Genomic DNA, 22,093 nt, shown 5'->3' on the forward strand with positions numbered 1-22,093 from the left:
CGACCCAATCGGGATAGGGGAACAACAGACATCCCAGCAGTATGTCTGTTGCCGCCACTCCCAACCTAAAATTGAGAGCTGATCAGGCTGTTCTCCATAGCGGCAATGTACGTGTACCGATTGAGGGCGGCACGAGAATGGGTTTCAAACGGAAGGTATGGCCCCCCCGCATCATGGATGCCAACGGCAATGAACGCGGTCGGGATGGCAAAGGGCAAACCACGCACTATGTGTATGAGCCTGGGACCTTCGTTCCGGTCGCACAAGGGGTGATGAATCATATTGAAGAGATGCTGCATCAGCCGAACTATGACTTCCCCTATGACGTCGAACGAGATCCGGTTTGGCAGCAAAAGTCAGCACCGAAGCCATTCGACACCCGTGCTTGGTATCAGTGTAATCATTTGGGCACACCGATGGAGCTGACATCCAAGAATGGACAAGTAGAATGGAAAGGAACATATAGGGCGTGGGGACATGCTGAGAAAAATCGAGACAATGGTACCGGACCCGTACTCAACCGTAATCCACTACGTTTTCAGAGGCAGTACTTTGACATCGAGACAGGTCTTCATTACAACCGATATCGCTACTATGGTTCCAGCCTTGGTCGCTTTATTGGAAAGGACCCGATTGGCTTTACGGGCGGCATTTACATTTATGTGCATGTCCCAAACCCAACGAATTGGACGAATCCTCTAGAGCTTGAAACTGAGTCCAAAACACTAGAAAGTGAAAATTAGATGACGATGAAAATCCCAGAACGAGCAGACATAATCGACCACAAACCCGTAATGGGAAAGGGAAAGCACTTTACATTAAGGAGTGCTGCAATTGACTATCACACCGCACGACAATGAGTTACTGTACAGAAAAGCACAAGGAAAAAAAATACAGAATAGCCATGAGAAAAAAATCCGAAAGATATTCCCTGAAAATTACGAAAAGATAGAAAAACTAGAGCTAACAGAGACGGATGAGATCCTTAAGAAAATAAAATCATTAAGATCTGAAACCATCCTAAGCAAGGAATTTCATTCACTCACCGAGTGCTTGAGCTATTTCTCGTCCGAACTATATCACAAAGAATTCTACGCATTCATCGATGAAGACTGGAAATATTACGGAGCCATAAAACTACCAGAAGCCACCATTATAAACCCACAATTTGACTTTGACGAAAGCATCAGTGACGAATTAAGATTTTTCGCTAGCGATTTCTCAACTCAAATCTCAATTGACTACTCTTTTCATGGAAAAACAAAGCTATACGAGTGCACTATTAGTGCGACCTATGTCAGATCAGGCACCTCCACCCTCATGAAAGTTAAAAGTTACGGCGATCTTTAAAATATCACATCATATTATCAGCACGAAACTGCCAAATACATTTTGTGTCTGTGGTGTCAAGCCGCGTGAGCGACGGCTGATGGAACAGACGCTGGCTCGGCAAGGTGAGTCCAAACGCATAGCGGCGCGCACCTACCGTTATGACGAAGCCGGGCAGCTATAGCACATCAAAGACTTGAACCGTGGCGATCTGCGCTACCGTTATGACCCGGTTGGTCGTTTGCTTGAAGCCAGCCTGAACTACGAGAAGGAAACATTTGCCTTTGACCCAGCGAGCAACCTGCTGGACACCGAGGCACCACCCGGTCCGAATCCGCACTCGCACTCGCACTCGCACTCGCACTCGCACTCGCACTCGCACTCGCCACGCAAATTGATGGGCAACGTGCTGCGCAGCTACTGCAGCACGCAGTACCGCTACGACGAGCGCGGTAACCTGCTGGAGCGGATTGAGAACGGCAAGACCGGCAAGCTCACCTAGGACCTGTACGACCGCCTGCGTAGATGCCCTCAACAACATCACCCAGCACAGCCAAGCTATACCTCACCCTATGCGATTGGGCACGATCCGGTGTGGCAAAACAACCCGAAGCCAAAAATCATTTGCACAATTGTCAGGTACCAGTGCAATCACCTCGGTACACCGATGGAGCTTACAAGTGAGGATTCTCAAGTTTCTTGGAGCAGCGTGTATAGAGCTTGGGGTACGTCAGAAAGAACACTTGCCACTAAGAAAGAAAGGGTGCCGGACAAAACAACATTCGGGAATTTGATGAGCGAGAACGCAACAAATACTACAGAATACCGTACGCCGTTCGCAGCACGGCTATAATCTCAACTCCATCTGAGCCCGGCAGGTGAAAAATGACGGCGTCATTTGATGAAGTGTTCTCCTATTAAGCACCGACTGTTACTGGCAAAAAAATACAAAAACCCAACTGGTCGCCAGATGACTTAAAATTATTAAAGTACCAGGAAAAGAAATGATAAATTCAGCAGCTGAATTTGTGGGTTTAATCGAAAGCGATGACCCGACACTTAAAAGCAGGGCAATTTCAGATGAGGCTGAGATGCACGTCTGGGAAAGCATGCTTGAGCAACATTCGGATTACGAGTTAATGCTATTACAAAACAACACCATACCAGCCATTATCCTCGCTAAACTAGCCCTTAGTGGTAACTGGAGAACTCGCCACACTGTAGCTAGAAAACGTAAACTAGACCTCGACAGCATGCACCTTTTATCCAGAGACGAAGAGCCTCGTGTTAGGCAGGCTATTGCTGCAAATCAAAAAACACCTATTGAAATTCTAGAACGCTTATCCAAAGACACCGTCACAAATGTCAAGCAGGTCGCGCACTACAATTTAGATTTGCGAAAGAAGCAGCAACAATAGCGCCCAATTATCGGATAGTGGAGCATCACAAAGATGCTCCACCCATCACAAGTCAGCCACCAATCAAGAAACAAAATGACACCATTTTTCACCATCGCTACTGATCCTCGGACAGCAAGGTTTATTAGTAAGGATCCAGTAGTGCTTGATGGCGAGATTAATACGTACCAGTACGCGCCAAACCCTACACAGTGGATCGACCCACTTGAACTGACAAGAACCGCCAACCCATGCAGCGCTAAGGACAAGAGAAAATAACTAGAAAGAGAGAGAATCAGGAAAGAGCGTCAATGCGACGAGTTGCACGACGACTACAATCAAGCTATGAACAGCGCCCTAGGATACACTCAAATCTCCGCCAAAGATTCCGTTCCTAATCCGGCCAAATTCATACCGGAACCCTTCAACGGGGGACGATTTCTAGATGAGCATCGGGGCTTTCGCGTGGAGTATGACAACAGAGACAAGGCTCATATAAATGCTTTTAACAGAAAAAATGAAAGAACAATTTGCTTTGAGGCAACACAAAAAAAGTGGGAAGAATAGCATGGAGATTTAACCGATGAACTTCACGCCAGAATGCCAGACCTACATCAACACCCATCTATATGAAAGGCAAGATGAGCCTCTGAAGGAAATTGGAAAACTACTACCAACAGGCGCATCAAACATCCACTGAGAGAGCATCCCCAACAAAATCGAAGCACACTCCGCCCAGAGAGAAAGATTAATGATCGAGGTGCAACGCAAGGACCAAAGGGGAAGTAGATGAGTATTACAGCTGAAGAATTCAGGATCCTTTGCGACGATGATGAAGATACCACGTTTGCACACCAAACTGCCTCACTTGAAGTATGGACTGAAATACTTAATAACTACCCGGAGCTCGCACGATGCGTAGCGGGGAACAAAAACATTCCCGACGACATCATAGACCGTCTCTCGAAGAGCAGCGACATAGATATCCGATGGAAAATAGCAACCAAACGAAAACTTAATAGAACGGTCTTCGAGCGACTCGCAATCGATTCGGACGCAACTGTAAGACACCGAATTGCCTGCAACCCCAAGGTGCCCAAAGACATCCTGCAACAACTATCCAAAGACCCTGACCCCATGGTTGCATCATCAGCCATTAGAAAACTTTATACCTAAAACGAAGCCGCAACCCCAAAACAGACACTATTGAGTAAGTTCCAACTGAATCTCCGCCATGATCGGTTGTGTCACCAAGACAGATTATTTTCATCATTGTGTTGGGCCTACTTGAAGACACCCTTTGCGATGGGGCCGATCGGCAGCGAGCCATTCTTGCCATCCAGCTCCAGTGTTGCGAAGGCGTTTTGGTCCGGGTCGGTCTGGCAAGCGGAAAGGGTGATCTGGAAGTCAACCTTCGGCGTCGCGAGTGGAACGGGTCACCTGGTACTTCTACTAGTTTTCGACGCTGAACCTTGGCGCTAATACTTCCTAACATTCAATGAGTACAAGCGCTCAATTGCAAATCGGCTAATCATATTTGAACGGGTGCCATAAACAGGCGCACGAGGAGAACAGCATGCTTCCGGCTCGTTGGGTCGCTAAAACCGGCCTGTTCGCCATGGACACCATTTCCAACAACCTGGCCAACGTCTCGACCACTGGCTTCAAACGTGATCGCGCCGAAGTCCAGGACCTGAAAAAAACCTGTTCGGTCAGGGTCTCGCTAGGCACTGCATGCCACTGCTTTTTGTGCCAGGCGAGGTCGGGATTGGTTTCGTCAGGTTCCGGATCGTTCAAGCGCGGCAGGGTGACATCCAGTGGTGCTGAAAACCCCAGCCAATGGATCCATAAAACAAAAAACCACTCATGGCAGTCCGATAATCGCCCAGATAAATCAGCAAAAAATGCCATAATCGTTGACCAGGCCGCCCTCCGCCACATTTAATGGATCCATTAAATAAAAACAATCGTTACCCCGGAGAGCCTCCATGTACCCCAAAAACACGTGGTATGTCGCCTGCACCCCCGATGAAATCGCCGAGAAACCGCTGGGCCGTCAGGTCTGCGGGGAGCGGATCGTGTTCTATAGGGGCCACGAAAACCGGGTAGCTGCGGTGGAAGATTTTTGCCCGCACCGTGGCGCCCCACTGTCGTTGGGCTATGTCGAAAACGGCAACCTGGTGTGTGGCTACCATGGCCTGGTGATGGGCTGCGACGGCAAGACCGTGGAGATGCCAGGGCAGCGGGTCAGGGGCTTCCCTTGCAACAAAACCTTCGCGGTGGTCGAGCGCTACGGCTTCATCTGGGTCTGGCCCGGCGACCAGGCGCAAGCGGACCCAAGCCTGATCCCGCACCTGGAGTGGGCGGTGAATGACGCGTGGGCCTACGGCGGCGGGCTGTTCCACATTGGCTGCGACTACCGGCTGATGATCGACAACCTCATGGACCTGACCCACGAAACCTACGTGCATGCCTCCAGCATTGGTCAGAAGGAAATCGACGAAGCCCCGCCCGTGACCACCGTCACCGGTGACGAAGTGGTGACTGCCCGGCACATGGAAAACATCATGGCACCGCCGTTCTGGCGCATGGCCCTGCGCGGCAACGGCCTGGCCGACGATGTGCCGGTGGACCGCTGGCAGATCTGCCGCTTCACCCCGCCCAGCCATGTGCTGATCGAAGTTGGCGTGGCCCACGCAGGCAAAGGGGGTTATCACGCCGATGCGCAGCACAAAGCCTCGAGCATCGTGGTCGACTTCATCACCCCAGAGACCGACACCTCGATCTGGTACTTCTGGGGCATGGCGCGCAACTTTGCAGCGCACGACGAAACGCTGACCGCCAACATCCGCGAGGGCCAGGGCAAGATTTTCAGCGAAGACCTGGAAATGCTCGAACGCCAGCAACAGAACCTGCTCGCCTACCCCGAGCGCAACCTGCTCAAGCTCAACATCGATGCCGGCGGGGTCCAGTCGCGCAAGATATTGGAGCGCCTGATCGCCAACGAACGCACGGGCCAAGCCCAACTGATCGCGACCAGCGCAAGCCCAGCCTGACGAGGAACGGACATGATCGATGCCGTAGTGGTTTCCCGTAACGACGAAGCGCAGGACATCTGCAGCTTCGAGCTGGCCGCAATCGATGGCAGCCCGCTACCGCCCTTTAGCGCAGGCGCGCACATTGACGTGCACCTGCCGGATGGGCAAGTCCGCCAGTATTCACTGTGCAATCACCCCGAAGAACGCCACCGTTACCTGATCGGCGTACTCAAGGACCCGGCCTCACGTGGCGGCTCGCGCAGCCTGCACGAGCAGGTGCACAACGGTGCCCGTCTGCGTATCAGCGCACCGCGCAACTTGTTCCCCCTGGCCCTGGGCGCCCGTCGCAGCCTGTTGTTCGCAGGTGGCATCGGCATTACGCCGATCCTCTGCATGGCCGAGCAACTGGCCCACAGCGGCGAGGACTTCGAACTGCATTACTGCGCCCGTTCCAGCGAACGTGCAGCCTTCGTCGAACGCATGCGCGGTGCCGCCTTCGCCGACCGCCTGTTCGTGCATTTCGACGAGCAACCCGAGACTGCACTGGACATCGCCCAGGTATTGGCCAACCCGCAAGACGATATACACCTGTATGTGTGCGGCCCAAGCGGGTTCATGCAGCATGTGCTGGAAAGCGCCAAGGCGCAGGACTGGCAGGAGGCATGCCTGCACCGCGAATACTTTGCCGCCGCGCCGGTTGATACGCAGAACGACGGCAGCTTCTCGGTGCAGGTGAACAGCACCGGCCAGGTCTTCGAGGTGCCCGCCGACCAGAGTGTGGTGCAGGTGCTTGAACAGCACGGCATCGCGATCGCCATGTCGTGCGAGCAAGGCATTTGCGGCACCTGCCTGACGCGCGTGCTGGCAGGCACACCGGAGCATCGCGACCTGTTCCTCACGGAACAGGAGCAGGCGCAGAACGATCAGTTCACGCCCTGCTGCTCGCGCTCGAAAACGCCACTGCTGGTGCTGGATATCTGAAGCGCTTTAAGACGAGGGCAGGATGACCTTCATGCGCGCATCGGCCGTGGCCGCGCCGAACGTCTCGGCGTAGCGCAAGGTGGCATTGGCGTGCTCGCGCATGATGGCCTCGGCGCGGGCGCCCTGCCCGCTGACCAGGGCATCGAACACCGAATGGTGCTGCATGTGTGCATAGTTGAAGCGCCGGTACTCACGCGCCAGGTCATGGCGGTCCACGGCCAGCGCAGTGACCGAGGCAAACGGCAGGTGGTCATTGCGCGCCAGGGCATCGGCAATCGCCGGGTTGTGGCTGGCTGCGATGATCACCTGGTGGAAGCGCATGTTGAGGTCATGGTAGGCCTGCAGGTCTTCCTCGGTGACAAAACCCTTGTCGAACAGTTGGTCGCCTTCGACCAGGCAGCGCTGCAGCGCCGCGCGCGCTTCAGCGGACAGCCCACGCTCTGCCGCTTGGCGCGCAGCCAGGCCTTCCAGCACGCCACGCACCTCGACCGCGCCGGCGATGTCGTCTGCGCTGACGGAACGCACCTGAAACCCACGCCCGCCAAAACGCACCAGCAGGCCCTCCTGCTCGAGGGTGCGAAATGCCATGCGCACCGGCATCCGCGAGACACCGAACAGTTCGGCGGTGGGGATTTCCATCAGACGCTCGCCGGCCGCCAACTCGCCGGAGGCGATCATCTTGCGAAGCGTAACCAGCACCAATTGACCGGGCTTGCTCATCCAGGCAGTTTCCAGAGACATGAGCGGTAATCTTATCGCAGTGCTCGCCACGACGCATTGGGTGGCCATGAGATCGAGCGCCGCCCGCGCGGCGCTTCGCAGCACAAGGCTGCTCCCACATCTGTTTCGGGCCAGTGAGGCCTGTGATATTTGCGCGCGACCGCCTTGTTGGTCCGACTCAATATCGTGTCAGGCGCCAAGGGGGCGCGCGCTCATGGCACAGGAATAATTGGCCCGAAACAGATGTGGGAGCAGCCTTGTGCTGCGAAGCGCCGCGCGGGCGGCGCTCGATCTCAATGCCGGCAAAATTGCTGCGGCGTACACCTGCCAGCCTCACCCATTCTTGGCAAAATTTTGCTGGGATACGACCCTAGGCATCGGCCATCACTGCCTGCCCCGGCCGCGACGCTGGCTTGAGCAACAGCAGGCAACCAGCAGCAAGCACGAAGACACTGGCAAACACCCCATACAGGTGCAGCGGTTGCCAGCCGCCGTCGAGCAGTACGCCGGCCACGGTCGGTGACAGGATTGCGCCAATCCGGCCAATGCCGATGCCCCAGCCCACCCCGGTGGCGCGCACCGACGCGTCATAGACCACCGGTGACAGCGCATACAGCCCAGCCACGCAACCGTTGGCGAACAGCCCGATCAGCAAGCCCAGCGCCAGCGCGGCAGTGACCGATGACCCGCTGGCCACGAACAGCACCAGCAGCCCGGCCGTGACCAGCATGAACATCGCCAACACGCGGCTCAGTGACCAGCGTGACGACAGGCCGCCAATCAGCGCCGCACCAAGGATGCCGCCAACGCTCAGCAGCACTCCGCCGGTAATGCCCTGCTGCGCCGACAAGCCAGCCGCGACCAGCAGCTTCGGGGTCCAGCTCATGACGAAGTAGAAGCCGAACATCACCAGGAAGAACAGCAACCAGATCACCAGCGTGGTGCGGCGCATGGCGGGGGTCAGCAACTGCCTGAACCCTGTGGCGGCACCAGGCACGCTTTGCGCGGGCGGCGGCAGCTGGGACAGTGCCGGTTGCCCGAGTTTGTCGGCCAACCGATTGACCCGCGCCAAGGCATTCGCCGGGCGGCGTGCCAACAAAAAGTCCAGCGACTCCGGCAGCCACAGCAGCACCAGCGGGATCACCAGCACCGTGACGATGCCGCCGAACAGGAACACCGAACGCCAGCCCCAGTGGCCCAGCAGCCATACCGCCAACAAGCCGCCCAAGGTCGCGCCCAGGGCATACCCCGTGGACTGCAGGCTCACTGCCAGGCCACGCCAGCGTTTGCTGGCATATTCACTGGCGATCACATTGCTGCTGGCCAGAATGCCGCCGATGCCAAGGCCGGTCAGCCCGCGCAGCAGCGCCAGTTGCAACGGGCTCTGGCTCAACGCCGAGAGCAACATGCCGACACCAGAAAGCGTCAGGCAGAACAGAATCAATGGGCGCCGGCCAACGCGGTCGGCCCACGGCGCAATAAACAGTGACCCTGCCGCCATACCGAACAGGCCGGCGCTGAGCAGCAGCCCCACCTGCGCCCCACTCAGGCCCCACTCGGCAGACACCGAGGCGGCCGTGAAGGCCATCACCAGCACGTCAAAGCCATCGATCATGTTCAGCACGATGCAAATGCCGATGGCCAGGCACTGGAAGCGGCCCATCGGGTCATTGTCCAGACGTTGCTTGAGATCGATGTTCATGGGGCCACCTGCAGGCCGATGCGGGCCACAGGCGGGAGGACAGACGTGCACACGCAAGCAGAGCAGAAGGAACGTTGACGGTTCCGTGCCCCAGATAAGCCATTCATGACTGGACCCTTCTTGTAATTGTCGTCGCGCACGGCCGGAGGGCTGGCCGTCGTCAGGCGCTAATCAACCAGATAATGGATCCACAGACAACAGGATGAATTTTGGCAAACGCCAATCCGACGACATAAAGCGGCGACCCCAGAACGAATTAATACAATAACTAGTTAATTTTCAGTGCCTTATGAATTTAGCGCTTGATGATTATTTCGTTCGCTTATCGCACAGCAGTTGTTCTGTGGATCCAAAAATAACCTTCCACGCCCCCTCTGCCCAGCCATCCGAATACAGGCATGAACAAATCTTCATGTTCGCCGTGAACACCCTGATACCGGGGCCAACAGCTGATCGCCAGCCCCTGCCCAAGGCCGCCTGCCTTGAGCGAAAGGGAGGGGTTGCGTAGCATCGCCGGCCCCGGGGCCGCCGCCCGGCCACACCGCCACCCCACAGAGCCACCCATGCCGCAGCCCATACCCCTCAAGGACCACGAGAAGGAAAAGCACCTGGTCAACCGCCGGCTGATCGCCTGCGCCACCCTGGTCTTCACCCTGGTCGCCGTCCTCGTGGGCCGCCTTTATGTGCTGCAGGTGCTGCAACATGACCAGCAGAGCGCCGTGTCGGAAAACAACCGCGTGCACGTGCTGCCCATCGCCCCTGAGCGCGGGCTGATCTACGACCGCAACGGTGTGGTGCTGGCCGACAACAAGCCCAGTTTCGACCTGACCATGACCCGTGAGCGGGCCGGCGACTCGGCCAAGGTGCTGGATACCCTGGCGCAGGTGTTGAGCCTTTCGGAGGATGACCGCCGACAGTTCGACAAGGACCTGCGCCGCGGCCGCAAACCCTTCGAGCCGGTCACCCTGATGGTCGGCCTGAACGAAGAACAGATCGCCCTGGTTGCGGTCAACCAGTTCCGCCTGCCCGGCCTTGAGGTAGAACCGCAGTTCATCCGCGAATACCCACTGGCCGAGCATTTCGCCCATTCGGTGGGTTATGTCGGGCGCATCAACGAGAAAGAAGCCAAGACCCTCGACAGCACCGAGTATCGCGGTACGCAGTCGATCGGCAAGACCGGTATCGAGCACTTCTACGAACGCCAGCTGCACGGCCAGGTGGGCTACGAAGAAGTCGAGACCAACGCCCAGGGCCGGGTCATGCGCGTGCTCAACCACAAGGCCCCGATCCCCGGCAAGGACATCACCCTGAGCCTGGACAGCCACTTGCAACTGGCGGCCGAAAAGGCCCTGGGCGACCGCCGTGGTTCGGTGGTGGTGCTGGACCCAGCCAATGGCGACGTGCTGGCGATGGTCAGCAACCCAAGCTTCGACCCCAATCTGTTCGTCAAAGGCATCAGCTTCAAGCAGTACGCCGCCCTGCGCGACTCCATCGACCGGCCGCTGTTCAACCGTGTGCTGCGCGGCTTGTATGCACCGGGCTCGACGGTCAAGCCAGAAGTGGCCATCGCCGGCCTGGACAGTGGCGTGATCACCCCCGGCAGCCGGGTGTTCGACCCGGGCTACTACGAGCTGCCCAACTACGAACACAAATACCGCAACTGGAACCGCAGCGGTGACGGCTGGGTAGACATGTACACCGCCATCATGCGGTCCAACGACACCTACTTCTACGACCTCGCGCACAAGCTGGGGATCGAGCGCCTGCACGACTACATGGCCGAATTCGGTCTGGGGCAGAAAGTGTCGCTGGACATGTTCGAGGAAGCGTCCGGGCTGATGCCTTCCGCCGAATGGAAGCGCGCCACGCGCCGCCAGGCCTGGTTCCCGGGCGAGACGTTGATCCTGGGGATCGGCCAGGGCTACATGCAGGTCACCCCGCTGCAATTGGCCCAGGCCACCAGCCTGCTGGCGAGCAAGGGTGTATGGCACCGTCCGCACCTGGCCATGACGGTGGGTGGCGAGACCCCGGTCGACCCCAACCCGATGCCCGACATCGTGCTGCATGACAAACGCGCCTGGGACCAGGTCAGCCAAGGCATGCAAATGGTCATGCACGACCCCCGCGGCATCGCCCGCGCCTCGGCGGCCGGCGCCCAGTACCGCATCGCCGGCAAGAGCGGCACGGCGCAGGTGGTGGCGATCAAGCAAGGCGAGCGCTACAACCGCAACAAGACCCTGGAACGGCACCGCGACAACGCCCTGTTCGTCGGCTTCGCACCGGCCGATCACCCAAGCGTGGTGGTGGCGGTGATGATCGAGAACGGCGAAGCGGGCGGGCGCGTGGCAGGGCCGGTGGTGCGCGAGGTGATGGATGCGTACCTGCTGGATGAGCAGGGGCACTTGAAGCCTGAATATGCGGGCAATGCGGCGACCAAGGCAGTGCCGCACGGTTAGGGGTGGATGTGGCGATGGGTTGCTAGGGGTTCGCCATGGGATTTGCAGCGCCTATGAGATCGAGCGCCGCCCGCGCGGCGCTCCGCCTGGTTAGTGGAATAAGAATATAAATTCTTATTCTTTTTTGGCCGCACCCAAATCCTCTATAACTCTCTCAACTGTACAGCCGCCAACACCCGGCCAACTGTCTGCAGCGCAACACCCGATCAACAGCCAGCGCCCGCACGGCAACATCGCCCCGGGCGCTATAACGCGTAACCCGTTGATCTAAAATACGTTTTATAAACGGCACGACGATTGCTCCAGCAAAGTCCCCCGCTCAACCCGAACCGGAGACTTGCCCATGAGCACCCCACTGAATGTCGTCGCCCTGTCTGGCGGTACTTCCCGCCCTTCGCGCACCTTGGCCCTGACCGAGGCGATCCTCGCGGAACTGGCCGAACACCTGAACATCAAGCCTCACCTCATCGACCTGGGTGACATTGCCCGCCCGTTGGGCAGTGCCCTGTGGCGCAGCGAGCTGCCCGAGGCCGTGGAGCAGCAACTGCGGCTGGTGGAAAAGGCCGACCTGCTGGTGGTGACCACGCCGGTGTACCGCGGCAGCTTTACCGGCCACTTCAAGCATCTGTTCGACCTTATTGGCCAGGACGCCCTGGTCGACACCCCAGTGCTGCTCGCCGCCACTGGGGGCAGTGAGCGCCACGCGCTGGTGCTCGATCACCAGTTGCGCCCGCTATTCAGCTTCCTGCAGGCCCTGACACTGCCGATTGGTGTGTTTGCCAGCCAAGCGGAACTGGCCGACTACCGCGTTTCCAGTGAGGCCCTCGCCGCGCGTATCCGCCTGGCCGCCGAACGTGCCGTGCCGCTGTTCGGCGCCCATCACGCGCTGCGCAAAAGCGCCTGAGGAGCGGCCATGAATGCACCGGTAAACACGGCACCACGCCCTGCCCTGGCCATCGCCCGCGAGTTGGCTGGGCAGTTCGCCCAGACCGCCGTCGAGCGTGACGAACGCGGCGGTACGCCCAAGGCTGAGCGCGACGCGCTGCGTGGCAGCGGCCTGTTGTCGCTGACTATCCCACAGGCGTTCGGTGGCCAAGGCGCGAGCTGGTTCGATACTTTCGAAGTGGTGCGCGAGTTCGCCCGTGTCGACAGCTCCATTGCCCACGTCTTCGGTTTCCATCACCTGATGCTGGCCACCGTGCGCCTGTTTTCGAGCCCAGACCAATGGCAGCCGTGGTTCGAGCAGACTGCACGCAAGCAGTGGTTTTGGGGTAACGCCCTCAACCCGCTGGACACACGCACCGTGGTCAAGCACTTCGACGGTTGGTGCGAATTCTCTGGCAAGAAGAGCTTCTGCTCCGGTGCCAGCGACTCGGAAATGCTGATCGCCTCCGCCGTGGACGAACGCGCGGGCGGCAAACTGCTGATCGCCGCGATCCCCAGTGGCCGTACCGGTATCAGCCTGCACAGCGACTGGCACAACATCGGCCAGCGCCAGACCGACAGCGGCAGCGCCACGTTTGAACGGGTGCGGGTCGAGCACACTGAACTGCTGCTCGACCCAGGGCCGTTGAGCACGCCCTTCGCCGCCTTGCGCCCGCTGATCGCGCAGCTGCATTTCGCCAACCTGTTCCTGGGTATCGCCGAAGGCGCGTACGAGGAAGCCCGCCAGTACACCCTCAAGGAAAGCCGGCCGTGGTTCCGCTCAAACGCCACCACCACTGCCGAAGACCCTTATGTGCTGCGCCATTACGGCGAGTTCTGGGTCGGCCTGGAAAGCGTCCGTTTGCTGATCGAACGCGCTGCCCGCCAGCTCGATAGCGCCTGGGCCAAGGAGCATGCCTTAAGCGCAGAGGAACGCGGCGACCTGGCCCTGGCCATCGGCACTGCCAAGGTTGCCGCCAGCCGCCATGGCCTGGATATCTGCAACCGGCTGTTCGAGGTCACCGGTGCCCGCGCTACCCACGCCTCGCTGCGCTTCGACCGCCACTGGCGCAACCTGAGGACACAGACCCTGCACGACCCCGTGGACTACCGCATCCATGAATTGGGCGAGTGGGCCCTCAACGGCAAGCGCCCTGCCCCATCCTTCTATTCCTGAGGATTGCCCATGCAACTGCTGACCCTCCCCCCGTCCCCGACACTGGCCACCTCGATCAGGGCGACCGCGCAGGTTTTCGAAGACCCCAGGTCACAGGCGCTGCTCGCCCACCTGCAACAGGTCGCGCCGAGTGAGGCGAGCGTGCTGATCATCGGCGAAACCGGCACGGGCAAGGAGCTGGTCGCACGCCATATTCATAACCTCAGCGGCCGGCGTAACGGCCCATTCGTCGCGGTCAATTGCGGGGCGTTTTCCGAGTCGCTGGTGGAGGCCGAACTGTTTGGCCATGAAAAAGGCGCCTTCACCGGCGCCCTGGCGGCCAAGGCCGGCTGGTTCGAGGAGGCTGACGGCGGCACGCTGTTTCTCGATGAGATTGGCGACCTGCCCTTGCCGATCCAGGTCAAGCTGCTGCGGGTGTTGCAGGAGCGCGAAGTGGTGCGGCTGGGTTCACGCAAAAGCATCCCGATCAATGTGCGTGTGCTGGCGGCGACCAACGTGCAGTTGGAGAAGGCCATCAATGCCGGGCATTTTCGCGAAGACTTGTATTACCGGCTGAACGTGGTGACCTTGCAGTTGCACCCGCTGCGTGACCGGCCAGGTGACATCCTGCCATTGGCGTGTCATTTCATTCGTAGCTACAGCGACCGGCTGGGCTACGGGCCGGTGGAATTGAACCCGACGGCCCAGGCCAAGCTGGTTGACTATGCGTGGCCGGGCAATATCCGTGAGTTGGAAAACGTTATTCACCACAGCTTGTTGACCTGTGCTGACGGGGTGATCCAGGCGCAGGATTTGCGGCTGTCCAACCTGCGTATCGAACGGCAGGAGGAGCCTGCCAGCAATGCCGTGGAGGAACTGCTGCAGCGGGCGTTTAGCCAATTGTACGAGGAGCAGCCTGGGGGGCTGTACGAGAAGGTCGAAAATGCCCTGCTGCGCTCGGCGTACCGTTTTTGCCATTACAACCAGGTGCATACAGCGCAGTTGCTGGGGCTGTCGCGCAACATCACCCGGACCCGGCTGATCGCGATTGGCGAGTTGGTGGTGAACAAAAGGCGGGGGCAGGAGCATCAGGTTATGGATAACCGGGTGGTGCGATTGTCGATTTGAAATGTGCAGTGCCTGTACCGGCCTCTTCGCGGGTAAACCCGCTCCTACAGGTATTCCACTGCTTTCAAGGCCAGTGAAGATCCTGTGGGAGCGGGTTTACCCGCGAAAAGGCCGGTACGGGCCACTCAAATGCTAAGTGCGGTCACCGCCATGATCATCGCCGACATCATGATCGGCACCATCATCGGCGCCATGCCCTACACCGTGGGCCTCGCCAACACTGTGATTCGCTTCGTGATTCGCTTCATGGTTGGCCTCATGGTTGGCCTCATGGTTGGCCTCATGGTTGGCACCATCATCGGCGCCATTGCGTCCACTTTCACCACGGCCTGAGCTGGCATGCCCGCCGCCATCGCCGCTGTGTCCGCTCCCACTGCCGCCGTGGCCTCCACCGCCGCCACTGCCGCCGCCTCCACTGCCACCACCATGACCACCTCCACCACCGCTGCCGCCGCCGTGACCACCGCCGCCTCCACCACCGCTACCACCCCCACCGCCGCCATGACCACCGCCGCCACCGCCGCCACCATGGCCGCCGCCACCTCCACCACCGCCATCCTTCGCATACGCGCTGGACGCACCGCCAATGGAGTCAGGCACCAACACGGCCGACGCTGACAAAACCGCGCCGATTGCCAAAGCCAACAAGCATTTTTTGAGCATGTAGAGCCTCCGCTTGGAGTAGCACGGGGGTTGCACATGACACCCCGTGAGTTCCGGCCCCCCCCATGGGGCGACCTGCAAACCAGTGCGGCCTTCCATCTGCAGCGGGTGAGCGAGATCCATCAGGGCCAACTGGCCAGTTGTTGCAGAATGTGTCTTACGTCCTGAGCGTAGTCATGCGCTAGCGCTTGTCACGACCAGTCATCCGAATGGCGCTTGAACAGGCGCTGTCCGCGGCATCAGGTCATAGGGGTGTTTCCAGCCTGGCGTGCTCTTGATCCGCGCTTTCCAGGCCTCGATATGAACGAATTCGTCCAGCGCGATACCCGTGTCTTCAGGCATGAACACATACCCCGCCAACGACAAGTCGGCGATGGTCAAGCGCCCGCCGACCATGAACGGCGTCTTCGCCAAATGTGCATCAACGATGCGATAGGCCGCCGTGGCGCGATCACGCAAGAACTTGGTCACATCGTTTTCGCCCATCTGTTTGAGGCAATAGATAAACCGCAGCGCCGCGTAGTAGCTGGTGAACTTGTGGTTGTCGAACAGCATCCAGCGCCAGATCTCGCGCTTTTCGTCCTCATCGCGTGGGCCAAACTGGCCGGTCTGCTCAGCGAGGTATTCCAGGATCAAGGCCGATTGGGTGAACGACTTGCCCGCGTGTTCGAGCACCGGCACCTCGCCCTGCTCGTTCACTTCATCGCGCCAGGCCTGCTCGCGGGTCTGGCCGTTGAAAAAGTCGACGAACACCGGCTGCCAAGGCTGGCCGGTGAGTTCGAGCATGAGGGCGGCTTTGTAGGCATTGCCGGATTCGGCGAAGCAGTGGAGCGTGTATTCGGACATGGCAGACCTTCAGTTTCCTTTGAATGATCGTTAGGTGCCGGGGCTTTTGCACGGGCCAGTCACCGGCAAACCGAGCAAATCACGCAGGGCTTGCCGCGGTCAATTCAAAACCTCCCACGACCCGTCATTCCCGTTATATGCCCCCCGCCCGGGCCATGCGACAGTGAAGAAAACAACACGGATAAAACCCATGTACAGAAACACCTCTACCCCCGCGGATGACAACGGTTGCGGCTGGTTCCACCTCAGCTCCATGCGCCAGCCACGTGCCGCGCACCGGGGGCGGAGCGAAGCGCGCTGGGTGGTGCTCGGTGCTGGCTTCACCGGCCTTGCCGCCGCGCGGCAGCTGGCGCTGCATCACCCGGATGACGAGGTGATCCTGCTCGAAGCCCAGGAAGTCGGCTTTGGCGCCTCGGGGCGCAACTCGGGCTTTGCCATCGACCTGCCCCATGACATCGGCGCACCGGACTACATCGGTGAACTGGCCACGGCGCGGATGAACCTCAAGCTCAACCTGCGCGCGCAGTCGATACTGCACACGCTGATCCAGCAGCATGGCATCGACTGCCAGGTCCGCCCGGACGGCAAGTACCAGGCGGCGGTCGAAGACAAGGGGTTGGCGGTGCTCGAAGCGTACCGCAGCGGCCTGGAGAAACTCGGCCAGCCCTACCAGATGATCGATGCCCGTGATCTGCCCGAGCACTTCGGCACCGCGTTCTACCGCAAAGCGTTGTACACCCCAGGTACCCAGCTACTGCAGCCGGCCGCCTTGGCCAAAGGCCTGGCAGACAGCCTGCCCAGCAACGTGACGCTGTACGAACACACCACCATCACCCGCATCGAACAGGGCACGCGCATCACCCTCGCGCATGCCCATGGCGAGATCGTTGCCGAGCAGTTGCTGCTGACCAACAACGCCTTCGCCTCGTACTTCGGCTTCCTGCCGGGGCGGCTGCTGCCGATTTTCACCTACGCCAGCATGACCCGGCCCCTGAGCGAAGACGAACAAGCACGCCTGGGTGGCAAGGCGACCTGGGGCATCATCCCCGCCGACCCGTTTGGCAGCACCCTGCGGCGCACCCCGGACCAGCGCCTGCTGGTACGCAACAGCTTCAGTTTCAACGCCGATGGGCGCGCCAACCAGCGCCACCTGCAACGCGCCGGGCGACAGCACCGGGCGTCGTTCGAGCGGCGCTTCCCGATGCTCGCGGGTACGCCGTTCGAATTCACCTGGGGCGGTTCGATGTGCCTGTCGCGCAACCACCAGTCGCATTTCGGCACACTGGCACCCAATGTCCATGCGGCGCTGTGCTGCAACGGCCTGGGAATTACCCGGGGCACTGCCACCGGGACCCTGTTGGCCGACTGGCTGAGTGGCGAGCGTGACGAGCTGATCGACTTCCTGCTGGGCTCGGCCGGGCCCAACCGCAACCCGCCGGAGCCGCTGCTGAGTCTGGGCGTCAACCTGAACCTGCACTGGGGCCAGCGCCGCGCCGGCCTAGAAAGCTGACAAGGAGGCATCATGCATAGCCTGGGCATCCTCGGGGTCGGCGAGCTGACCGAAAAAGTCGTTATCGGCCTGCGCCGCGGTGGTTTCGACGGCGCGATCCTGCTGTCGCCACGCAACGCCCAGCGCGCCGAAACACTGGCCCACGCACACGGTTGCCAAGTACTGCCGAGCAATCAGGCGGTAGTCGACCAGGCCGAGGTGCTGATGCTGGGCGTGCGCCCGGAATCACTGGCACACCTGGCCGGCGAGGTACACCTGCACCCCGGGCAACGCCTGCTGTCGTTGGCAGCAGGTGTGAACCTGCAACAGCTGCAAGCCGCCTTCCCCGCCGCTCACTGCGTGCGCGTGATGCTGTCTTATGCCGCGCAACACAACCAGTCCACGGTAGTGGTCTACCCCACGGATCCCCCCACTGAGCAATGCCTGGCCGCGCTGGGCAACCTGGTGGTATTGCAGGATGAAGCCGCATTCGAGCTGGCCACGGTGGCCGCGTGCATGAATGGCTGGTTCTACTTCCTTTTGCACGACCTGCAGCAGTGGCTGACCGACAAAGGCCTGCCCGCAACCGAGGCACGCGCCTTGGTGCTGGGTAACCTGCACGACTGTGTGAGCAGTGCCCAGCGCCAACCCGAACACACGCTCAAGGCCCTGGGGCAAGCGATTGCCACGCCGGGCACCTTTACCGCCGATGGGCTGGCCGTGTTGATGCATCAACCGGTAAGTGCCAGCTGGGGCGCGGCCTGCGAAGTGGTGCTGGATGCGCTGTTGACTCGGTCGCGGTAGGCGCAGCCTTGTGCTGCGAGGAGGCCGGTGACAACGCCGTGAATCTTGGCTGATGTCGCCTGCCTCTTCGCAGCACAAGGCTGCTCCTACAGTGCCATTTGCACTTCGCAATGCCATCCCACGACCCGTCCGAACCGTTATAGGGAACCCCTGCAACCCGGTGCCATAGTGCCGCCACGCAAGTGCGTCAAATAACAACAAGAGGTAAGTCTAATGTCTGTCCCCAAACGCTCCGTCGAAGATGCGCCACTCAATGCGTTCCATCGCAAACTGACGGTCTATTCCGCCGGTGGCCCGTTCCTCGACGGCTATGTGCTGAGCATCATCGGCGTGGCCATGCTGCAGATCACCCAGGCCCTGCAACTGTCGGCCTTCTGGGAGGGGCTGATTGCAGCTTCGGCGCTGATCGGGGTGTTCCTCGGCGGCTTCCTGGGTGGCTGGTTCACCGACAAATACGGGCGCAAGGTGCTGTACCTGGTCGACCTCATCGCCATTGTCGGTTTTTCGGTGGCGCAGTTCTGGGTCGAGTCGGCCTGGGCATTGTTCGCCTGGCGGTTGTTGATCGGTATCGCGGTCGGCGCCGACTACCCGATCGCTACCTCGCTGCTGGCCGAGTTCCTGCCACGCAAGCAACGCGGGCCGCTGCTGGCGGCAATGGTACTGATGTGGTTCGCCGGGGCCGCCGTGGCCTATGTGGTCGGTGAACTGTTGCTGCGCGTCGGCGGCGATGACGGCTGGCGCTGGGTATTGGCCAGTGCGTTGGTCCCGGGTGCGTTGTTCCTGATTGCCCGTAGCGGTACGCCAGAATCGCCACGTTGGCTGCTGAGCAAGGGCCGCACTGCCGAGGCGGATGCCGTGATCAAACGCGTCTATGGCCCGGATTACTCCATCGCCGATCTGCCCGAACACGTCAGCGGCAAACCGGTGTCGGTGTGGTCGCTGTTCCACTCCGGCTACGGCAAGCGCATGGCCTTCGTCACCCTGTTCTGGACCTGCGCCATCGTCCCGCTGTTCGCCATTTACGCGTTCGCCCCAAAGGTGCTGCAGGCGCTGAAGCTCACCGGCGACTGGGCCGCCTACGGCTCGATCGCCATCACCCTGCTGTTCACCCTGGGCTGCCTGCTGGCAACCAAGCTGATCAACCGCCTGGGGCGGCGCAAGATGCTGATCCACAGCTTCCTCTGGTCGGGCATGTCGCTGGTGCTGCTGGGCGTGTTCCCCGACGCATCGCCCACCACCGTGCTGGTGCTGTTTGGCGCCTACGCGGTGTTGATCGGCGGCGCTCAGGTGCTGGAATACGTCTACCCCAACGAGTTGTTCCCCACCGAGATCCGCGCGTCTGCCGTTGGCCTGGCCACTTCGCTGTCGCGTATCGGCGCGGCCGTGGGCACCTACCTGGTGCCTATTTCCCTGGCCACCTATGGCATTGCCAACACCATGTTTGCCGCCGCGTTGATCTCACTGTTCGGGGCACTGATCTCGTGGTGGCTGGCCCCAGAGACCAGCAAACTCGACCTGCAGCAAGCCGCTGCGTTGGGCGGGGCCGCCCCAGCACCGTCACCGTCCTACAAAAACGTTGCCCGAAAAGCCTGAAGGAGCCACATCATGAGCCAAGTGCTTACCGTTGTCCGCAATGCCGCTGCCTCGCCCCTGGGTGTACCAGCCCCTGCCCGTCTGCCGATCGGCGAACCGATCGCCCACGCCGCCAGCGCCCAGGACCAGACCGATGAAGCGGTGGGTGCCAGCATCGGCATCTGGGAAAGCAGCCCCGGGGTGTTCCGCCGTTTCCTGAAAAACCGCGAGTTCAGCCATATCGTCAGCGGCAGCTGCACCTTTACCCCCGACGGTGGCGAGCCGGTCGAGCTGCGGGCGGGCGATGCGGTGCTGTTCCCAGAGAACTGCGAAGGCGTGTGGGAGATCCACGAGACCCTGCGCAAGACCTACGTACTGTTCTGAGGAGCGCGCTGATGATCGAACGTATCAACCCCGGCAAACGGGCCAGCCAGATGGTTCTGGTGGATGGCCGCCTGGAAACCTGCGGGATCGTCGCCCTTGCACCGGGCGATATCGCTGCGCAGACGCGGTGCGTGCTGGCGCAGCTGGAGCAGTGGTTGGCGCAGGTTGGCGCAGGTAAGGGCAACCTGACCCGCGTGCAGATCTGGCTGGCTGACATGGGGGAGTTTGCGGCGATGAATGAGGTGTATGACGCCTGGGTAGGGCAGCAACCACCGGTGCGGGCGTGTGTAGGGGCTGCGCTGGCGGCGCCTGAGTATCGGATCGAAATTCAGGCATTTGGTCAGCTTTGATAGCGCCGGGGCCGCTTTGCGGCCCATTCGCAGGCAAGCCAGCGCCTACACGGGTAGCGCTGGAGATGGCTACACAGCTACAGCTCCGGGTCCAAGCCTACTTTGTCCCCATGCCAGTCAAACCGCTCCACTTCATGCCGCCGTTTGCGGAAGCTGTAAGGCGTCTCGCCGTACTGCTTGCGGAACCACAAGATGAAGTGCGACGCATCGGAAAACCCACACGCCAAGGCAATGGTGGTGATGTTCTGGCTGGTATTCACCAGCAAGCGCCGGGCATGGTCCAGGCGCAGCTTGCGCCAGTAGTTGGCCGGTGGCTCTTGCGTGTTGGCAACGAACTCGCGGTGCAACTGCCGCGGGTGCGTGCCCACTGCCTCGGCCACGGCCTTGAGGGTCATCGAGGCATCCAGGTTGGCGCGCATGAAGGCAATGGCCCGCTGCACACGGTCGTTCTGGTAAACGCTTTCGCTGGCGGCCTTGTCCTCTTGCGCGTCGGCACGCTCGTCCACCAGCAGGTACTCCAAGCCCTTCTGCGCACGCACCGCTCCGCAGTGCCGGCGAATCAGGTTGGCCGCCAGGTCGATGGCCGTGCCGCCCGGGCAGGTGATAATGCCGCGGTCATCCACATAGCTCTTGTCAATCACGGCGGTGGACAGCGGGAAACGCTCCTTGAACTCATCGCGCAAAGTGAAATGCAACGCGCACCGCCGGCCATCGAGCAGGCCGGCCTTGCCCAGCACGAACGAACCTGAACACAGGGCGATGATCGGGATATTGGCGGCGTACACCTCACGCAGCGCATCGAGTAGCCAGTCTGGGGGGTTACGCGTTTCGCCCAGCAGCCCGCCCGCCAGCACAATGTAGTCGTACTGGGCAAACAGGTTGAGCGGTTTGGTCGGCGAAATGGGCATGCCGCAACTGGCGGTGATCTGCTGGTCGTCCAGGGTCATCCAGTCCCATTGGCAATACACTTGCTGGCTGCGGAACGACTTGTCGGCGGCGAAGCGCAACGAGTCGACCAGGCCGGCGACCGGGACCAGGGTGAACTGGTTGAGGAGCACGAAGCCAACCCGCAGTTCAGGTTTTATCTGCGAGGCGGCTTCGGGGGGCTGTGGTTGTTGTTGATCTTGTAGGGCGACCATGGACGCTGCTCACAT

23 protein-coding genes and 1 pseudogene are annotated in these 22,093 nt (G+C 60.2%); 19 read left to right on the top strand and 5 right to left on the bottom strand.

The features are described 5' to 3' along the window. Nucleotides 1–173: 173 nt before the first annotated feature. The 10 genes and pseudogenes from AB7M33_RS26095 (at nucleotide 174) to AB7M33_RS26140 (ending at nucleotide 6,745) form a co-directional block, all read left to right on the top strand. The gene (locus tag AB7M33_RS26095; protein WP_454243975.1) at nucleotides 174–743 is read left to right on the top strand and encodes an RHS repeat-associated core domain-containing protein; all 570 of its coding nucleotides are present in this window, start codon (nucleotides 174–176) and stop codon (nucleotides 741–743) included. A gap of 91 nt (nucleotides 744–834) precedes the next feature. Continuing rightward, on the top strand, nucleotides 835–1,350 hold the full coding sequence (locus AB7M33_RS26100) for a hypothetical protein (protein ID WP_454243976.1): 516 nt from the start codon (nucleotides 835–837) through the stop codon (nucleotides 1,348–1,350). 175 nt (nucleotides 1,351–1,525) lie between these two features. After that, entirely contained in the window at nucleotides 1,526–1,831 is a 306-nt protein-coding gene (locus tag AB7M33_RS26105; protein WP_454243977.1) for a hypothetical protein, read from the top strand. 90 nt (nucleotides 1,832–1,921) lie between these two features. Beyond that, a complete protein-coding gene (locus tag AB7M33_RS26110; protein ID WP_225876704.1) occupies nucleotides 1,922–2,182 on the top strand; it encodes an RHS domain-containing protein in 261 nt (86 codons plus the stop codon). 151 nt (nucleotides 2,183–2,333) lie between these two features. Then, the gene (locus tag AB7M33_RS26115) at nucleotides 2,334–2,747 is read left to right on the top strand and encodes a hypothetical protein (RefSeq protein ID WP_454243978.1); all 414 of its coding nucleotides are present in this window, start codon (nucleotides 2,334–2,336) and stop codon (nucleotides 2,745–2,747) included. 75 nt (nucleotides 2,748–2,822) lie between these two features. Next, complete coding sequence (locus AB7M33_RS26120) at nucleotides 2,823–3,005, top strand: RHS repeat-associated core domain-containing protein (protein ID WP_454244259.1); 183 nt, start codon at nucleotides 2,823–2,825, stop codon at nucleotides 3,003–3,005. A gap of 510 nt (nucleotides 3,006–3,515) precedes the next feature. Continuing rightward, the gene (locus tag AB7M33_RS26125; RefSeq protein WP_157765546.1) at nucleotides 3,516–3,902 is read left to right on the top strand and encodes a hypothetical protein; all 387 of its coding nucleotides are present in this window, start codon (nucleotides 3,516–3,518) and stop codon (nucleotides 3,900–3,902) included. 400 nt (nucleotides 3,903–4,302) lie between these two features. After that, nucleotides 4,303–4,422, top strand: a pseudogene (locus tag AB7M33_RS26130) (flagellar basal body protein); the annotation flags it as partial. A 292-nt stretch (nucleotides 4,423–4,714) separates the two neighbouring features. Beyond that, on the top strand, nucleotides 4,715–5,782 hold the full coding sequence (locus AB7M33_RS26135) for an aromatic ring-hydroxylating dioxygenase subunit alpha (RefSeq protein WP_454243979.1): 1,068 nt from the start codon (nucleotides 4,715–4,717) through the stop codon (nucleotides 5,780–5,782). A 12-nt stretch (nucleotides 5,783–5,794) separates the two neighbouring features. Beyond that, nucleotides 5,795–6,745, top strand: coding sequence for a PDR/VanB family oxidoreductase (locus AB7M33_RS26140; protein ID WP_454243980.1), 951 nt, complete (start codon nucleotides 5,795–5,797; stop codon nucleotides 6,743–6,745). A 6-nt stretch (nucleotides 6,746–6,751) separates the two neighbouring features. On the opposite strand, the gene AB7M33_RS26145 is transcribed toward AB7M33_RS26140, so the two are convergent. Together AB7M33_RS26145 and AB7M33_RS26150 are read right to left on the bottom strand one after the other, a co-directional pair. Further along, nucleotides 6,752–7,465, bottom strand: a complete 714-nt coding sequence (locus tag AB7M33_RS26145; protein WP_027593685.1) for a GntR family transcriptional regulator — start codon at nucleotides 7,463–7,465, stop codon at nucleotides 6,752–6,754. 370 nt (nucleotides 7,466–7,835) lie between these two features. Next, nucleotides 7,836–9,167, bottom strand: coding sequence for an MFS transporter (locus AB7M33_RS26150; RefSeq protein WP_454243981.1), 1,332 nt, complete (start codon nucleotides 9,165–9,167; stop codon nucleotides 7,836–7,838). A 563-nt stretch (nucleotides 9,168–9,730) separates the two neighbouring features. Between AB7M33_RS26150 and mrdA the strand changes: the two genes are divergently transcribed. From mrdA to sfnR, 4 genes are all read left to right on the top strand, one after another. Then, nucleotides 9,731–11,623: a penicillin-binding protein 2 gene (mrdA, locus tag AB7M33_RS26155; protein ID WP_099428960.1), complete on the top strand. Its 1,893-nt coding sequence runs from the start codon at nucleotides 9,731–9,733 to the stop codon at nucleotides 11,621–11,623. A 343-nt stretch (nucleotides 11,624–11,966) separates the two neighbouring features. After that, nucleotides 11,967–12,527, top strand: coding sequence for an FMN reductase (gene msuE, locus AB7M33_RS26160; RefSeq protein ID WP_099428959.1), 561 nt, complete (start codon nucleotides 11,967–11,969; stop codon nucleotides 12,525–12,527). A gap of 9 nt (nucleotides 12,528–12,536) precedes the next feature. Beyond that, on the top strand, nucleotides 12,537–13,724 hold the full coding sequence (locus tag AB7M33_RS26165) for an acyl-CoA dehydrogenase family protein (protein WP_454243982.1): 1,188 nt from the start codon (nucleotides 12,537–12,539) through the stop codon (nucleotides 13,722–13,724). A 9-nt stretch (nucleotides 13,725–13,733) separates the two neighbouring features. Next, nucleotides 13,734–14,831 carry a sigma54-dependent transcriptional activator SfnR gene (sfnR, locus tag AB7M33_RS26170; RefSeq protein WP_454243983.1) on the top strand — a complete coding sequence of 366 codons (1,098 nt, stop codon included), beginning with the start codon at nucleotides 13,734–13,736 and terminating at the stop codon, nucleotides 14,829–14,831. A 132-nt stretch (nucleotides 14,832–14,963) separates the two neighbouring features. Here sfnR and AB7M33_RS26175 read toward each other — a convergent pair whose 3' ends face one another. Both AB7M33_RS26175 and AB7M33_RS26180 read right to left on the bottom strand, forming a co-directional pair. After that, nucleotides 14,964–15,494: a hypothetical protein gene (locus AB7M33_RS26175; protein ID WP_454243984.1), complete on the bottom strand. Its 531-nt coding sequence runs from the start codon at nucleotides 15,492–15,494 to the stop codon at nucleotides 14,964–14,966. 201 nt (nucleotides 15,495–15,695) lie between these two features. After that, nucleotides 15,696–16,340 carry a glutathione S-transferase family protein gene (locus tag AB7M33_RS26180; protein ID WP_454243985.1) on the bottom strand — a complete coding sequence of 215 codons (645 nt, stop codon included), beginning with the start codon at nucleotides 16,338–16,340 and terminating at the stop codon, nucleotides 15,696–15,698. A 190-nt stretch (nucleotides 16,341–16,530) separates the two neighbouring features. Here AB7M33_RS26180 and AB7M33_RS26185 point away from each other — a divergent pair, with 190 nt between their 5' ends. The 5 genes from AB7M33_RS26185 to AB7M33_RS26205 all read left to right on the top strand — a co-directional run bounded on the left by AB7M33_RS26185 (nucleotide 16,531) and on the right by AB7M33_RS26205 (nucleotide 20,939). Then, entirely contained in the window at nucleotides 16,531–17,850 is a 1,320-nt protein-coding gene (locus AB7M33_RS26185) for an NAD(P)/FAD-dependent oxidoreductase (protein ID WP_099428955.1), read from the top strand. Between the two features lie 12 nt (nucleotides 17,851–17,862). Next, nucleotides 17,863–18,633, top strand: a complete 771-nt coding sequence (locus AB7M33_RS26190) for an NAD(P)-binding domain-containing protein (protein WP_454243986.1) — start codon at nucleotides 17,863–17,865, stop codon at nucleotides 18,631–18,633. 213 nt (nucleotides 18,634–18,846) lie between these two features. Beyond that, nucleotides 18,847–20,226 carry an MFS transporter gene (locus tag AB7M33_RS26195; protein WP_099453710.1) on the top strand — a complete coding sequence of 460 codons (1,380 nt, stop codon included), beginning with the start codon at nucleotides 18,847–18,849 and terminating at the stop codon, nucleotides 20,224–20,226. Nucleotides 20,227–20,238: 12 nt separating this feature from the next. Continuing rightward, nucleotides 20,239–20,589, top strand: a complete 351-nt coding sequence (locus AB7M33_RS26200; protein ID WP_454243987.1) for a cupin domain-containing protein — start codon at nucleotides 20,239–20,241, stop codon at nucleotides 20,587–20,589. Between the two features lie 11 nt (nucleotides 20,590–20,600). Then, the gene (locus AB7M33_RS26205; protein WP_265967325.1) at nucleotides 20,601–20,939 is read left to right on the top strand and encodes a RidA family protein; all 339 of its coding nucleotides are present in this window, start codon (nucleotides 20,601–20,603) and stop codon (nucleotides 20,937–20,939) included. 77 nt (nucleotides 20,940–21,016) lie between these two features. Here AB7M33_RS26205 and AB7M33_RS26210 read toward each other — a convergent pair whose 3' ends face one another. Continuing rightward, the gene (locus tag AB7M33_RS26210) at nucleotides 21,017–22,078 is read right to left on the bottom strand and encodes a GlxA family transcriptional regulator (RefSeq protein WP_454243988.1); all 1,062 of its coding nucleotides are present in this window, start codon (nucleotides 22,076–22,078) and stop codon (nucleotides 21,017–21,019) included. Between the last annotated feature and the right edge of the window lie 15 nt (nucleotides 22,079–22,093).

Source organism: Pseudomonas sp. Y3 TE3536, assembly GCF_053629175.1.

Excerpts from the sequence above, each read along its gene's own strand:
- AB7M33_RS26095 (WP_454243975.1), top strand. The coding sequence starts at position 174 with ATGGATGCCAACGGCAATGAACGCGGTCGGGATGGCAAAGGGCAAACC.
- AB7M33_RS26115 (WP_454243978.1), top strand. The coding sequence starts at position 2,334 with ATGATAAATTCAGCAGCTGAATTTGTGGGTTTAATCGAAAGCGATGAC.
- AB7M33_RS26120 (WP_454244259.1), top strand. The coding sequence starts at position 2,823 with ATGACACCATTTTTCACCATCGCTACTGATCCTCGGACAGCAAGGTTT.
- AB7M33_RS26125 (WP_157765546.1), top strand. The coding sequence starts at position 3,516 with ATGAGTATTACAGCTGAAGAATTCAGGATCCTTTGCGACGATGATGAA.
- AB7M33_RS26135 (WP_454243979.1), top strand. The coding sequence starts at position 4,715 with ATGTACCCCAAAAACACGTGGTATGTCGCCTGCACCCCCGATGAAATC.
- AB7M33_RS26140 (WP_454243980.1), top strand. The coding sequence starts at position 5,795 with ATGATCGATGCCGTAGTGGTTTCCCGTAACGACGAAGCGCAGGACATC.
- AB7M33_RS26145 (WP_027593685.1), bottom strand. The coding sequence starts at position 7,465 with ATGAGCAAGCCCGGTCAATTGGTGCTGGTTACGCTTCGCAAGATGATC.
- AB7M33_RS26150 (WP_454243981.1), bottom strand. The coding sequence starts at position 9,167 with ATGAACATCGATCTCAAGCAACGTCTGGACAATGACCCGATGGGCCGC.
- mrdA (WP_099428960.1), top strand. The coding sequence starts at position 9,731 with ATGCCGCAGCCCATACCCCTCAAGGACCACGAGAAGGAAAAGCACCTG.
- msuE (WP_099428959.1), top strand. The coding sequence starts at position 11,967 with ATGAGCACCCCACTGAATGTCGTCGCCCTGTCTGGCGGTACTTCCCGC.
- AB7M33_RS26165 (WP_454243982.1), top strand. The coding sequence starts at position 12,537 with ATGAATGCACCGGTAAACACGGCACCACGCCCTGCCCTGGCCATCGCC.
- sfnR (WP_454243983.1), top strand. The coding sequence starts at position 13,734 with ATGCAACTGCTGACCCTCCCCCCGTCCCCGACACTGGCCACCTCGATC.
- AB7M33_RS26175 (WP_454243984.1), bottom strand. The coding sequence starts at position 15,494 with ATGCTCAAAAAATGCTTGTTGGCTTTGGCAATCGGCGCGGTTTTGTCA.
- AB7M33_RS26180 (WP_454243985.1), bottom strand. The coding sequence starts at position 16,340 with ATGTCCGAATACACGCTCCACTGCTTCGCCGAATCCGGCAATGCCTAC.
- AB7M33_RS26185 (WP_099428955.1), top strand. The coding sequence starts at position 16,531 with ATGTACAGAAACACCTCTACCCCCGCGGATGACAACGGTTGCGGCTGG.
- AB7M33_RS26190 (WP_454243986.1), top strand. The coding sequence starts at position 17,863 with ATGCATAGCCTGGGCATCCTCGGGGTCGGCGAGCTGACCGAAAAAGTC.
- AB7M33_RS26195 (WP_099453710.1), top strand. The coding sequence starts at position 18,847 with ATGTCTGTCCCCAAACGCTCCGTCGAAGATGCGCCACTCAATGCGTTC.
- AB7M33_RS26200 (WP_454243987.1), top strand. The coding sequence starts at position 20,239 with ATGAGCCAAGTGCTTACCGTTGTCCGCAATGCCGCTGCCTCGCCCCTG.
- AB7M33_RS26205 (WP_265967325.1), top strand. The coding sequence starts at position 20,601 with ATGATCGAACGTATCAACCCCGGCAAACGGGCCAGCCAGATGGTTCTG.
- AB7M33_RS26210 (WP_454243988.1), bottom strand. The coding sequence starts at position 22,078 with ATGGTCGCCCTACAAGATCAACAACAACCACAGCCCCCCGAAGCCGCC.